We start from the raw sequence: 16,230 nt of genomic DNA on the forward strand, positions 1-16,230 counted from the left end.
ATGCAAGAAGCAGAGGTATATGAAAAAGAAGCTGATAAGGTCGTTACTAAAACGGAGGAAAGAACGCAAGTTATTCCGTTAAAGAAGGTGCGATTTGAAAAAGCGCTTAGTGAATTTATGGTCAAACCACTTGATTCGAGCTTAGAACTAAAATTCGTAAGTGCACTCTATACAATGCTATTTTATGTACCCGTCCAAGTTGGCGAACAAGTAATTTCTGCCAAAAATCGTAAACCTGGGCTTAAATTAGACATTGCAACTATGACATATTTAGCGGATGGAAGTGAATATGTACCTGTATTTAGTAGCCCAGAGCGGATGGAGAGTTTCTTGCGTGGTATGGGAAAAAATACAGAGTTACGTCCTATGGTTTTATCAGCTCAAGAGTTAATGTTTCAAGCGCGGAGAGTCAATGTGGCAGGAATTTTAGTCAATCCGGGAGAACATAATTTTCCTCTCACAAATGAATATTGGAGCTATGTGAAACAGATTCGTCCGATCGATCTAGGAGATGGACGAAGTTTTAAACTAAAAATCATGCCACGTGATCCTGCAGCAAGGATCGAAAACAAACTGAAGAACGTACTAAAAAGAATGCGTAGTGTAAAGCGAGCATGGCTCTTGGGGGTCAAACTGCCGGAACACGAAGATTACGAATATGTGGTGATCGTTGATTATACAGGAGATAAGAAAAAATTTGAAGAGAGTGTGGCACGTAAGTTGGCAATAGGTATTCGTAGTCAGTTACCTTATCGTTCAGATGTTTTGATCGGGACGACTAATGATTTAGTTGGACGTTCGGCCGATAAAAATTTCACGCCTTTTTATGAACGGCGTATTGGCTTATTTGGATGAGAGGTGACTGAAATGTATCGAATAGTAGTTGATGATCATTTGAAGAAAAAGGAGATTCGAAGAGGTAAAGGAGAGTTACCACTAGCAATCGAAGCAAGTAAACAAAAAGAGGAGTCAACATTTGCCAGTGCTATCGAAGTGGGTGAGTTCGAAGGCAAGATATCGCTAGGAACGCTCCCACTTTTTTTCGAACATAAGGGGGAGACATAGATGATCAGATATAACGCTAATTCCCGGTTATTTAAATATACGACCGATGAGAAAAAACGTTATAAACTTTATAAAAGAAAGAAAATGTGGGTCGTAGCTGGGATGTCGATTTTTAGTACTGCCTCACTGGTACAGCAAGTTTCTGCTGATGAAACGTCAGCGACAAATACACCCGTACAAAATGAGACAAAAGAAGCTGATAAGTTAGACAAGACTACAGATGTCAGTGAAGTAGAGGAAAGTGTTTCGTTAAGTCAAGAAGTTGATCTTTTAGACGATAAAAGAGAACAGGCTAGTGAAGTAAGTGGGCAAGTCGCTATTGATGAAACTCAAACGACATCAGGGCAGACGCAAGGCACTGAAGAAAGCGTAGATGTGAGTAAAGTAGGACAATCTCAAGAAGAGGCTACGAATCAAGAAATTACTGAAACAGAGACTGCAGTATCCGATGAGCAAAGTGTCCCAAAAGATCAAGGTGAGAGCGTTCAAGTTCAGGCAGATACTGTTGCAAAAAAAGTTAGTGAGCCTACTGAAGAGCCCAAAGCCAAAAAAGATGAGGTAGCAGAGCAAAGCTCAGAATCTCGATCTTCTGATAATAAGGTTCAAGCTACAGCAGAAGACATTGTAGCAGATAATGATGTGACTGAAATAAAAACAGACACTTCAGCCACATCTAGTGACCAAAAACAAGAAGCTGAACCCGCAAAAGTTCAGAGTCAAGTAAATGGTTTACAACAAACAGAAGAGAGTCTTGCCTTTTTAGAGCTTGAAAAAGATCTGGCTCCTTTGAAAAGAACCGCACGTTCGGTATCGACAAACAAGTTAGAAACTTCGCTATTAGCAACTACTGCAAGTGCAGAACCTCAAATAGCAAGTGCAACAGATGGTAGATCGATCGGACTAACTTCTTTAACACAAGGTGATGCTAAAGGAAGTTTATCTGCTCCTAAAGTATTGGACGACGGATCCAAAGAGTATACGTATGACGCCAAAAATAGTGCTGACAATCAAGGAAAACTAGGGATGGCAGTGACGTATACGGGTAAAAAGGGTGATAAATTTAGCATGGTCATCGCACCGAAGGGGTTTGACTATAGACCTGTTAATTTCTCCTACAAAGAGAATCCAGCCTATACAATGCAACCAACAGGAAATCCTAAAAAAGAATATACAAATGATGGTGTGTACACTATAACTTGGACGATCGATGATGTCCCTGATAATGTCAGTGTCACTAGAACTCAAACAATACCTGCCGTCTTTTTCTTTAATCAAGATCGAAGATACTCGTCTGTAAGTGATCCCTATCTACCATATGTTAATAATTCAGGGAAAACTATAGAGAAAACCTATCATGGTGGTGAAAGCTTTGACATCAGCTTTTTAATAAACGGTGAGGCTGCTCCAGCTGATACACGTAACGAAATTGTATATAAACTTGGAGAAATTATTCCAGATGTTAAAGTGACTCCAAAGCCAAATGCAGCCATGGATAGTGCAAATGCTAAAACTATTCGTACGATCAACGAAAATTATCTATATTTTGCTAGTGTTTTTTGGGGGAAGGATGGTTATGTAGGAAATGGGTCTCTCAAATTGAGTGTCCCAGTTCCAGAGCATTTCCTTTTAGATGAAGTAGCTACTAAAGAGTATATAAAAAAATCTACTGTCGAATATACTTCTAACTATGTCGAGGGACTCGCTTCAATAACGCAGCCTGGAGGAGAAGGTACTCCGATCATCATAGATTTCCCTAAAATAATGGCGCTTTATGAATATGCTCCAGTTTCTGCTGATGGTATACCGTTTATTGGTAGATATACTAGTGAACAAACAACAGGTGAAAGTGGCCAGATTTCAGGTTGGTATGATGTAGGTGATGGGGGAAAACATTATTTTGGCCAAACAAATATCGATACTGGAGAAGCTTTAGACGCTAACAGAGCAGTTAAGCAGTCTAAGAGTTTTAATGAAACAGTCTTGTCAAAGAATGACCCTAATGTTCATGAAAATTATAGCATTGATGTACTATATGCAAATGTCAGAGCAGATACTTTGATCGAAGAAGATCGTGCTGGTGGCTGGGTCCAGGGGTATACTAATATGACTCCAGTAGGTGGACCAATGTCAGCCAATGTACCGATTTTAGAAAAAGGTGCCCCTTACGCACCAGTGTTATATTCGGTAGGATTGCGGGGAACTGGACTTACGAGTTTTACGCCTACGTATCACTTTGATTTTCCAGCTGAGATCACGACTACTGGAATTGTAGTCCCGCTAAATAATGTGAGTGGCGACTATGCTGATTTTGGATCATATAATCCAGCCCAGACAGGTTATACAGTTGTGGTCACTGGTGAAGATGGAAGCAAGATCACCCAGCGGTTGCAAGCGGGTGAAAGTTATAATCCAACCACTGGAGTCATAGATCACTTTGGAGAATTTAGTAACGGGGCCAAATTAGCTGATGGTGTGAAAGTTTCAGCTTATGATGTTACACCAGATGTTCCTTACTATGCTAATGCAACTATGATCAGTGGTAATTTTAGCTCGGGTTTACACGATGTTAGGTCAGGTCATATTAATATACTAGGATATTTAAACGATTCAGCCCAATACGATAAAGAATATACTACAAATATATCTATTAGTTCTGAATCTAAAAAAGGTAATAGAAAGATCATCTTCAAAGCAACAAAAGATGAGGTGCGTAATCTGCCTATTACCGCAGAGTTACCAACTTCAGGTGGCTTTGGAAATGACCAAAGTGTTTATAATTTGGGCGATGTATTGACTCTAAGCTTAAACGCGGGAGGAACTTTGTCCAACACATCGATTTATAGACCGGGGACAAACTTAGATGCAGGTGGTATTTTAGAGGGAAAACCAAATAAAACAGCCACTGACTTGCCAGGTGGGAAATGGCAAGCGCCTACTCAAATAATATATAAAAAAGTTAAAGATCCGATCGTATACTTTACTGTTCCAGACCAAATGGAGATCACCAGAGTTTCTGGATCAAATAGTTTCTACACTGTTAAATCAGCTCAAGGTGATGTTCCAAAACCTAAAATATCTAGGAAGCATAATAGTGATGGACAAGAAGTTATTATCCTTGATTGGACTGGGACAGGTTTTGAACTCGGGCCTACTGATAGCGTGAGTGTTAACGTACAGGTCCGTAGTGATGCTTTAAACGGATTTGATACAAACAGAACAACTGAGACCTTATATGCTTACGAAGATAAAGCTAATAATAAAACTTTAGATCTATACACTGCCGCACAATTACAAGAAATGGGAGTGTCGACTGAAGGCTTACGTGCCTATATTCCTAATGTTACTAGTGATAGAAATACTAGCTGGATCCAAGTTGGGGGTGACTTCAGTAACTCTGATCTACCTGATTCATATAAGACAAAGCTTAAGTTTGATGATGGTGAGAGTGTCGATACCATGATGGTGCTTCCAGGGAACAATAATGGTTATTTACGGATCGTTGCACCAATTGAAATTAGGCCTGTGCCGATGATCAAAGGGACGGCTGATGTTGGTTTGGACTCTGACGGTTTGAACTATCCGAACCAAGACTATGTTGAACTTAACGGTAATAGAATTGGTCTTCAAGAACTCCAATTTGGTATGATCAACAATACTCCGGATCCATTAAAAGGTGTTATTTCAGTTATGAACTTACCTCAGGCTGGAATAGCTGATGGCAATAATCCTAATGCGACCCAAGACTTTACGTTAAATATCAGTGGATCAGGTTCGTTATCAGTTGATCCAACTAATAACTCTGCTAATGATGCGCATACAGTGTATTATTCAACTCAATTAGCTACACTAAATGCTGATGGTACGACGTTAACCTTTACTGATGGTTCAACGTGGTCGCGTGGTCAAGCCCTCCCAAGTCAATTAAAGACTGCAGACCAAGTAACTGATTGGTCAACGATCAAGTCGTTGGTATTGTATGTACCATCATTAAGTGAAAGTAACAAGATCGTTTATAAATTCGATGCATATTCACCAACAAGTGAGCATAATATGTCAAAGAAAGTTACTTTACTACAAGTCATGGGTTATGAAAATCAGCAATATTTAAATACGGGGTTCGTTACTGATGCTTATGCGACTTATGCAACTTTGAAGATCGTTGATCAAGATGGAAATCAGATCAACGGTTACAAAGATATTCAAGGAAAAGCTATTTTAGACCAAGATACTGGAGAATACACGATCGAAAATGGTGATCTTTTTGGTGAAGCGGGTAAAGCTTTAGTACTTGATCCTCCAGGAACTATTACTGGATATAAATTTATTCGAAGCAAGACTTTGCCAAATGAAACTTTGGAGGCAGACGGCTCTACTGTAATAACGCGAGTCTATCAAGTTGATAAAGCTCGATTACTTGAAGGAGCCCTCAGTGGGACTGAGTTGGCGACTGCGACTGGTGATCCGCAAGCAAATACTGGAAGTAACTTCCAAGAAGATCCTACAGGGGTCAGCGCTATCAGCTTTAGTGTAACGGATGCACAATTAGCTCGTAAAGGTTATCACTATACGATCACAGTAGTTGACCATAATGGTAAATTGTTGACTGATGTGGATGGGCGTAGTGAATATGATACTTTAGCAGAAGCTTTAGTAGCTCAAGGTACGTTTGATAGCGTAAGTGATGCCTCTGGTGCAACGCAAAACTTTATTGTTAACTATGTTGGTGATTTCCAAAAGGCTGTGATCATCAGTAAAAATGACCCAGCAAAAGAGCTTCCGACAACGGTAGCTGGAGCTGAAAATTTCACTCCGTTCTATAGCGATGGCGTAACTGGTGGGATCATGTTTTATGGCAAGGATGGAAGTCCTGTTCTTTCAGATGCAACTACATTGGCGAATGGTACGCTAGCGTTCAAACGTCAAAATTATAAATATACAGTCATTGCGCCAGACGGAAAAGAATATAGCAGTTTAGACGCGGCTTTAGCAGCTAAATTGACTTTTGATAACACTGAAAATACTGGTAATACTGATACAGATATTCAAGTGTATGAGATCAAATATGTTGAAGATCTCCAAACTTTGCGTGTAACTGTTATCGATGATCAAGGCACCAAAACTGATGCGGGATATACACCAGTTACATTAGTAGACAAGCAAGAGCTTGGAAATGGTTTATCAAATTCAGAAGTCAGTGCTTCGACTAAGAGTGATTATGAAAATATTATCGAACGTTATAAAGCTGCTGGGTATGTTGTAGTCAGCCAAGATCCAGTGCCTGATAACTATGATAATGATCCAACAGTCGATCAAACATTAGTGGTCCATTTACGGCATGATACAGAGGATAAGGCAGGATCTTCAGTAACATTAACAGAAAAGATCAATTATTTATATGCTAGTGGGATCCATAAAGGTGACGTTGCAGCGCCAATGTACACTTCGCAACCAATAACGTTTACTTCTGTTGATACGATCGATAAAGTAACTAAGGAAGTTATCAATACAGTTTGGAGCAGTCCACAAACATTTGTTGAAGTCCAAAGTCCGACTGTCTCAGGCTATACACCAGACAAAGCAAAGATCGAAAGTATCAATGTAACGCATGAAACGCCAGAAAGTGATCTGAGCTTTACCGTTTACTATGCTCCTGAGCAACAAGTGCTCAATTATCAAGTGATAGATGATACTGAAAACAAAGAGCTTGTTCCAGTAACGTTGCTTGGGACAGGTGAATCAGAATCAGATGTTCCGTTAAGTATCTATCAACGCTACCAAAAGATCGCAGATGAGTATGAGAAACAAGGATATATTGTTGTAAGTATGCCTGAATTACCCGACAAATATGATTCAGATTCATCTGTAGATCAATTGGTAGTGATCCACCTTAGCCATGGTCGTTTAGAAGAAAACGGCGAGACGAAGACGATCAAACAAACGATCAGATATGTTTATGGCAATGGACCAAAACAAGGTGAAGAAGCTGCCAGAACGTATGAAAAAGACTACGTCTTTACTTCAAGAAATACGTTAGATGCAGTAACGAAAGCAGTGCTTACTACTGTTTGGAGCGCTCCACAAACAACACTAGAAGTGACGAGCCCAACAGTTGTCGGCTATGTTGCTGATAAAGCAAGTGTTGGCAGTCAAAGCTTAACGCATGAATCGACTGACTTAAATGATGTCGTAACGTATACTGCTGGGATTCAAACAGTAAAAGTGCACTATGTGGACGTTTACGGAGTTGAAAGAGGTACAGGTTACACCCCAACGTCAGGGACTGAGTTGACAGCTCAACTGCAAACATTGACAGGTGAAGCAGACCAAAGTTACACAAATACGTTGTGGAACTATGCCCAAGCCGGTTATGAGCTCGCAGAAGCACAGCCAGAAGCAAGTACTGGGACTTTTGATACTGATCCAAGTGTCGATCAAAACTACTATGTCTATTTGACACATACGCTAAGAGATGTAGAAGGTACGCCAGTAAACGTCACAAGAGTAGTCAACTACGTTTACAGTAACGGACCAAAAGCAGGTCAAAGAGCAGCTGATAGCGTAACTGAGACAAAGACGTTTGTGCCGACCTATAAAGTAGATCAAGTGACAAAACAAAATGTTGGTGATCCGATCTGGAATCCAGCTACAGATACATTTGTGGCGGTAACAAGTCCAACGATCGCTGGTTATACAGCTGATAAAGCTGTGGTCGAAGCTCAAACAGTCACCTCAGCTAGTCAAAACAGTGAAGTGACAGTCTACTACAACGCAAATCAACAAGTATTGACGTATACAGTGATCGATGATGGTGATAATGGTAAAGTCTTAGAAAACGAAGTGAGATTAGCAGTTGGCGCAAGTTCAAGTGTGATCGGTGCAAGTGTTCTGCAAGATTACCAACGGATCATCAATGGTTATGTTGACAAGGGCTATGTGTTAGTGAGTCAAGATAGCTTACCAGCAACATTTGATGACAATGATGATGTTGATCAAAATGTAGTGATCCATTTAAACCATGGTCGTTTAGAAGAAAACGGCGAGACGAAGACGATCAAACAAACGATCAGTTATGTCTATGGTAATGGACCAAAACAAGGTGAAGAAGCAGCTAGAACGTATACAAAAGACTACGTCTTCACCTCAAGAAATACGTTAGATGCAGTAACGAAGGCAGTGCTTACCACTGTTTGGAGTGAGCCACAAACAACACTAGAAGTGACGAGCCCAACAATCGCAGGCTATGTCGCTGATAAGACAAGTGTTGGCAGTCAAAGCTTGACGCATGAATCGACAGACTTAAATGATGTCGTAACGTATACTGCTGGGACTCAAACAGTAAAAGTGCACTATGTGGACGTTTACGGAGTCGAAAAAGGTACAGGTTACACCCCAACGTCAGGGACTGAGTTGACAGCTCAACTGCAAACATTGACAGGTGAAGCAGACCAAAGTTACACCAATACGTTGTGGAACTATGCCCAAGCAGGTTATGAGCTCGTAGAAGCACAGCCAGAAGCAAGTGCTGGGACTTTTGATACTGATCCAAGTGTCGATCAAAACTACTATGTCTACTTGACGCATACGTTAAGAGACGTAGAAGGTACACCAGTAAACGTCACAAGAGTAGTCAACTACGTTTACAGTAACGGACCAAAAGCAGGTCAAAGAGCAGCTGATAGCGTGACTGAGACGAAGACGTTTGTGCCGACCTATAAAGTAGATCAAGTGACAAAACAAAATGTTGGTGATCCGATCTGGAATCCAGCCACAGATACGTTTGTGGCGGTAACAAGTCCAACGATCGCTGGTTATACAGCTGATAAAGCTGTGGTCGAAGCTCAAACAGTCACCTCAGCTAGTCAAAACAGTGAAGTGACAGTCTACTACAACGCAAATCAACAAGTATTGACGTATACAGTGATCGATGATGGTGATAATGGTAAAGTCTTAGAAAATAAAGTGAGATTAGCCGTTGGTGACAGCTCAAGTGTGATCGGCGCAAGTGTTCTCCAAGATTACCAACGGATCATCAATGGCTATGTTGATCAGGGCTATGTGTTAGTGAGTCAAGATAGCTTACCAGCAACATTTGATGACAATGATGATGTTGATCAAAATGTAGTGATCCATTTAAACCATGGTCGTTTAGAAGAAAACGGCGAGACGAAGACGATCAAACAAACGATCAGATATGTCTATGGCAATGGACCAAAACAAGGTGAAGAAGCAGCCAGAACGTATACAAAAGACTACGTCTTCACCTCAAGAAATACGTTAGATGCAGTAACGAAAGCAGTGCTGACTACTGTTTGGAGCGACCCACAAACAACACTAGAAGTAACGAGTCCGACAGTCGCAGGTTATGTTGCTGATAAGACAAGTGTTGGCAGTCAAAGCTTGACGCATGAATCGACTGACTTAAATGATGTCGTAACGTATACTGCTGGGACTCAAACAGTAAAAGTGCACTATGTGGACGTTTACGGAGTCGAAAAAGGTACAGGTTACACCCCGACCTCAGGGACTGAGTTAACAGCTCAACTACAAACATTGACAGGTGAAGCAGACCAAAGTTACACCAATACGTTGTGGAACTACGGACAAGCTGGTTATGAGCTTGCAGAAGCACAACCAGAAGCAAGTGCTGGGACTTTTGATGCTGATCCAAGCGTCGATCAAAACTACTATGTCTACTTGACGCATACGTTAAGAGATGTAGAAGGCACACCAGTGAATGTCACAAGAGTAGTCAACTACGTTTACAGTAACGGACCAAAAGCAGGTCAAAGAGCAGCTGATAGCGTAACTGAGACAAAGACGTTTGTGCCAACTTATAAAGTAGATCAAGTGACTAAACAAAACGTTGGTGATCCGGTCTGGAATCCAGCTACAGATACGTTTGTGGCGGTGACAAGTCCAACGATCGCTGGTTATACAGCTGATAAAGCTGTGGTCGAAGCCCAAACAGTCACCTCAGCTAGTCAAAACAGCGAAGTGACAGTCTACTACAACACGAATCAACAAGTATTGACGTATACAGTGATCGATGATGGTGAAAATGGTAGAGTCTTAGAAAACGAAGTGAGATTAGCAGTTGGAGACAGCTCAAGTGTGATCGGCGCAAGTGTTCTCCAAGATTATCAATGGATCATCAAAGGTTATGTTGATCAGGGCTATGTGTTAGTGAGTCAAGATAGTTTGCCAGCAACATTTGATGACAATGATGATGTTGATCAAAATGTAGTGATCCATTTAAACCATGGTCGTTTAGAAGAAAACGGCGAGACGAAGACGATCAAACAGACGATCAGATATGTCTATGGCAATGGACCAAAACAAGGTGAAGAAGCCGCCAGAACGTATACAAAAGACTACGTCTTCACCTCAAGAAATACGTTAGATGCAGTAACGAAAGCAGTGCTGACTACTGTTTGGAGCGAGCCACAAACAACATTAGAAGTGACGAGCACAACAATTGCAGGCTATGTCGCTGATAAGACAAGTGTCGGCAGTCAAAGCTTGACGCATGAATCGACTGACTTAAATGATGTCGTAACGTATACTGCTGGGATTCAAACAGTAAAAGTGCACTATGTGGACGTTTACGGAGTCGAAAAAGGTACAGGTTACACCCCAACCTCAGGGACTGAATTGACAGCGCAACTGCAAACATTGACAGGTGAAGCAGACCAAAGTTACACCAATACGTTGTGGAACTACGGACAAGCTGGTTATGAGCTCGTAGAAGCACAGCCAGAAGCAAGTGCTGGAACTTTTGATGCTGATCCAAGTGTCGATCAAAACTACTATGTCTACTTGACACATACGTTAAGAGACGTAGAAGGTACGCCAGTGAACGTCACAAGAGTAGTCAACTACGTTTACAGTAACGGACCAAAAGCAGGTCAAAGAGCAGTTGATAGCGTGACTGAGACGAAGACGTTTGTGCCAACTTATAAAGTAGATCAAGTGACTAAACAAAATGTTGGTGATCCGATCTGGAATCCAGCCACAGATACGTTTGTGGCGGTGACAAGTCCAACGATCGCTGGTTATACAGCTGATAAAGCTGTGGTCGAAGCTCAAACAGTCACCTCAGCTAGTCAAAACAGCGAAGTGACAGTCTACTACAGCGCAAATGAACAAGTATTGACGTATACGGTGATCGATGATGGTGATAATGGTAAGGTCTTAGAAAACGAAGTGAGATTAGCAGTGGGCGCAAGCTCAAGTGTGATCGGCGCAAGTGTTCTGCAAGATTACCAACGGATCATCAATGGTTATGTTGATCAGGGCTATGTTTTAGTGAGTCAAGATAGCTTACCAGCAACATTTGATGACAATGATGATGTTGATCAAAATGTAGTGATCCATTTAAACCATGGTCGTTTAGAAGAAAATGGCGAGACGAAGACGATCAAACAAACGATCAGATATGTCTATGGCAATGGACCAAAACAAGGTGAAGAAGCCGCCAGAACGTATACAAAAGACTACGTCTTCACCTCAAGAAATACGTTAGATGCAGTAACGAAAGCAGTGCTGACTACTGTTTGGAGCGAGCCACAAACAACATTAGAAGTGACGAGCCCAACAATTGCAGGCTATGTCGCTGATAAGACAAGTGTCGGCAGTCAAAGCTTGACGCATGAATCGACTGACTTAAATGATGTCGTAACGTATACTGCTGGGATTCAAACAGTAAAAGTGCACTATGTGGACGTTTACGGAGTCGAAAAAGGTACAGGTTACACCCCAACCTCAGGGACTGAGTTGACAGCTCAACTACAAACATTGACAGGTGAAGCAGACCAAAGTTACACCAATACGTTGTGGAACTACGAACAAGCTGGTTATGAGCTTGCAGAAGCACAGCCAGAAGCAAGCGCTGGGACTTTTGATGCTGATCCAAGTGTCGATCAAAACTACTATGTCTACTTGACACATACGTTAAGAGATGTAGAAGGTACGCCAGTAAACGTCACAAGAGTAGTCAACTACGTTTACAGTAACGGACCAAAAGCGGGACAAAGAGCAGCTGATAGCGTGACTGAGACGAAGACGTTTGTACCAACTTATAAAGTAGATCAAGTTACTAAACAAAATGTTGGTGATCCAGTCTGGAATCCAGCCACAGATACGTTTGTGGCGGTGACAAGCCCAACGATCGCTGGTTATACAGCTGATAAAGCTGTGGTCGAAGCTCAAACAGTCACCTCAGCTAGTCAAAACAGCGAAGTGACAGTTTACTACAGCGCAAATCAACAAGTATTGACTTATACAGTGATCGATGATGGTGATAATGGTAAGATCTTAGAAAACAAAGAGAGATTAGCAGTGGGCGCAAGTTCAAGTGTGATCGGCGCAAGTGTTCTCCAAGATTATCAATGGATCATCAATGGTTACGTTGACAAGGGCTATGTATTAGTGAGTCAAGATAGATTACCAGCAACATTTGATGACAATGATGATGTTGATCAAAATGTAGTGATCCATTTGAAACACGGAGAAAAACCAGTTGGACCAAATGATCCACACGAACCGGAAACTCCAGTGAACCCTAACGATCCAGATCCAAATGGACCAAAATGGCCTACAAAGGATCGATACAGTAAGGAATACACCGCTACGATCACATACGTTGATGAACAAGGCAACAAAGTTGCTGAAGATAATATGCAAACATCTACATGGACTCGGACATTGATCATTGACACAGTGACAGGTGAAGTCAAGAACCCTAACGAAGCGTGGACAGCTGACAAGTCACAATATGATGCAGTCAAATCTCCAGTTATTGAAGGGTACTACGCTGATAAAGCAGTCGTAAATGCTAAAGACACAGTGCAAGAAAACTTGAGTGAACAAGTCGTTTACCGTCCATTAGGCAAGATCGTTCCGGTAGATCCAGATGGTAATCCGATCCCAGATGTACCAAATCCACAGTATCCAAATGATCCGACTGATCCAAGTAAGACGACCCCAGATCAACCAGTACCAAATATTCCAGGAATGACGCCAGAAGTACCAACGATCACTCCAGAAGATCCAGGGGAAGATACAAAAGTCGTTTACAACTATGATGATCAAAAAGCAACGATCAATTATATCGATGAAACGACAGGACAACAGTTAGGTTCAGATAGTGTTACAGGTAGAAATAACGTCAAGATCGAATATACGACGGTGGGCAAGATCAATGAGCTGACAAATAAGGGGTACGTGTTAGTAAGTGATGGTTTCCCAACAGATGCGACCTTTGATAATGATAAGAATGTCGATCAGATCTTTGAGGTTATCTTGAAACACGGAGAAAAACCAGTTGGACCAAATGATCCACACGAACCGGAAACTCCAGTGAACCCTAACGATCCAGATCCAAACGGACCAAAATGGCCTACAAAGGATCAATACCGCAAAGACTACATCTCAACGATCACTTATGTTGATGAACAAGGTAATAAGGTTGCAGATGACAATGTGCAAACATCTACATGGACTCGGACATTGATCATTGACACAGTGACAGGAGAAGTCAAGAACCCTAACGAAGCTTGGACGGCTGACAAGTCACAATATGATGCAGTCAAATCTCCAGTCGTTGAAGGTTACTACGCTGATAAAGCAGTCGTAAACGCTAAAGACACAGTGCAAGAAAACTTGAGTGAACAAGTTGTTTACCGTCCATTAGGCAAGATCGTTCCGGTAGATCCAGATGGTAATCCGATTCCAGATGTACCAAATCCACAGTATCCAAATGATCCGACTGATCCAAGTAAGACGACCCCAGATCAACCAGTACCAAATATTCCAGGAATGACGCCAGAAGTACCGACGATCACTCCAGAAGATCCAGGGAAAGATACAAAAGTCGTTTACAACTATGATGACCAAAAAGCAACGATCGATTATATCGATGAAACGACAGGACAACAGTTAGGTTCAGATAGTGTTACAGGCAAAAATAACGCCAAGATCGAATATACGACGGTGGGCAAGATCAATGAGTTGACAAATAAAGGGTATGTGTTAGTAAGTGATGGTTTCCCAGCTGACGCAATGTTTGATAACGATAAAAATACAGATCAAGTCTTTGAAGTTATCTTAAAACATGGAGAAAAACCAGTTGGACCAAATGATCCACACGAACCAAACACACCGATCAACCCTAACGATCCAGATCCAAATGGACCAAAATGGCCAGCTAAAGATCAATACAGCAAAGACTATACATCAACGATCATTTATGTTGATGAACAAGGTAACAAAGTTGCTGAAGATAATGTGCAAACATCAACATGGACGCGGACGTTATTCATCGATACGGTAACAGGAGAAGTCAAGAACCCTAACGAAGCGTGGACAGCTGACAAGTCACAATATGATGCAGTCAAATCTCCAGTTGTTGAAGGGTACTATGTTGATAAAGCAGTCGTAAACGCTAAAGACACAGTGCAAGAAAACTTGAGTGAACAAGTCGTTTACCGGCCATTAGGCAAGATCGTTCCAGTAGATCCAGATGGGAATCCGATCCCAGATGTACCAAATCCACAGTATCCAAATGATCCGACTGATCCAAGTAAGACGACCCCAGATCAACCAGTACCAAATATTCCAGGAATGACGCCAGAAGTACCGACGATCACTCCAGAAGATCCAGGGAAAGATACAAAAGTCGTTTACAACTATGATGATCAAAAAGCAACGATCAATTATATCGATGAAACGACAGGACAACAGTTAGGTTCAGATAGTGTTACAGGTAGAAATAACGCCAAGATCGAATATACGACGGTGGCCAAGATCAATGAGTTGACAAGCAAAGGGTACGTGTTAGTAAGTGATGGTTTCCCAACAGATGCGACCTTTGATAATGATAAGAATGTCGATCAGATCTTTGAGGTTATCTTGAAACACGGTCGTTTAGAAGAAAATGGTGAAACAAAGACGATCAAACAAACTATTAATTATGTCTATGGCAATGGTCCTCTGAAGGGTGGGCAAGTCGCACAGACATATGAAAAAGATTACGTCTTTACTTCAAGAAATACGTTGGATGCAGTAACTAAAGAGGTTTTGGCTACAACATGGAGTCCAGCGCAAACGACAGAAGCGGTTGAAAGTCCAACAGTTGCAGGATATGTGGCAGATAAAGCGACAGTTGGTGCAACTCAGCTCGACCATAATAGCGCAAACTTAAAAGATACGATCAATTACTATGTTGGGGAGCAACTGGTGACGATCCACTATATTGACGTTAACGGTGCAAAGACCAAAAATACTGGATATACTCCAAGTGATGGGAAAGAGATCGTTGACTTTATCCAACACTTAAGTGGTGAAGCCGGGACAAAATACAGCAACAGACTTAAGGATTATAGTGCAAAAGGTTATGAGTTAGTCTACGCACAGTCTGAAGCTAGTGAAGGTATGTTTGATGAAGATACGAATAAACAGCAAGATTACTATGTTTATCTAGATCACGGGACAAAAACAACTACAGGGGTCCCAGTAACTATTACTGATACAGTCAACTATATTTACGGTAATGGTCCACATAAAGGCGAACCAGCTTTTCCACCTAGTGTGGTAGAGAAAGTCTTTACGCCGACATATGTGATCGATAAGGTAACTGGTGAGACGATCGAAACTGTATGGAATGGTGATGGGACGATAGATCCAAGTGTTGTTCCGACTTTAGATGGATATACACCAGATAAACTAGTAGTGGCTGGGAGAGTATTGACACCAGATATGAAAGATCAAAGTCAGACAGTATACTATTATGTTGCGAGTGAACTAGATATCCCAGAGACTCCATCAACACCGACAACTGTTGGTGAAGAGGAAGAAAGTAGCCAGAAAGTTCAGGTAAATCAAAGACAAGTACCATCAGAAGGTTCAAAACAAGTTTTGGATCAAAAACAGATCGTGAATCGGGAAGTTGTAGGCGAATTACCACAAACTGGTGATGAAGATGATAAAGAATCAATATTACTTGGTCTAGGATTACTAAGTGGCGCTGCCTTGTTAGGTGCCACAGAACTAGGTCAAAGAAAGCGAAAAAAAAGGAACTAGATCAATAAGTCAGATTTAATATATTTAAAGGATGACGGGTGGGTTAGAGGAATTTATTAGTGGTCTAGGAACATGTTATACAAAGGA

General features: G+C 41.4%; 3 protein-coding genes. All 3 read left to right on the forward strand.

Annotated features, from left to right (window positions below):
* The 3 genes from QFX10_RS06765 to QFX10_RS06775 are packed head-to-tail and all read left to right on the forward strand — an operon-like array spanning window position 1 to window position 16,143.
* Entirely contained in the window at window positions 1-855 is an 855-nt protein-coding gene (locus tag QFX10_RS06765; protein ID WP_280605497.1) for an enhanced serine sensitivity protein SseB C-terminal domain-containing protein, read from the forward strand.
* 12 nt (window positions 856-867) lie between these two features.
* Entirely contained in the window at window positions 868-1,065 is a 198-nt protein-coding gene (locus QFX10_RS06770; RefSeq protein WP_280605498.1) for a hypothetical protein, read from the forward strand.
* Complete coding sequence (locus QFX10_RS06775; protein WP_280605499.1) at window positions 1,066-16,143, forward strand: mucin-binding protein; 15,078 nt, start codon at window positions 1,066-1,068, stop codon at window positions 16,141-16,143.
* Window positions 16,144-16,230 lie beyond the last annotated feature (87 nt).

It is taken from the genome of Ligilactobacillus faecis, assembly GCF_029889745.1.
GTDB classification, from domain to species: Bacteria; Bacillota; Bacilli; order Lactobacillales; family Lactobacillaceae; genus Ligilactobacillus; species Ligilactobacillus faecis.

Excerpts from the sequence above, each read along its gene's own strand:
- QFX10_RS06765 (WP_280605497.1), top strand. The coding sequence starts at position 1 with ATGCAAGAAGCAGAGGTATATGAAAAAGAAGCTGATAAGGTCGTTACT.
- QFX10_RS06770 (WP_280605498.1), top strand. The coding sequence starts at position 868 with ATGTATCGAATAGTAGTTGATGATCATTTGAAGAAAAAGGAGATTCGA.
- QFX10_RS06775 (WP_280605499.1), top strand. The coding sequence starts at position 1,066 with ATGATCAGATATAACGCTAATTCCCGGTTATTTAAATATACGACCGAT.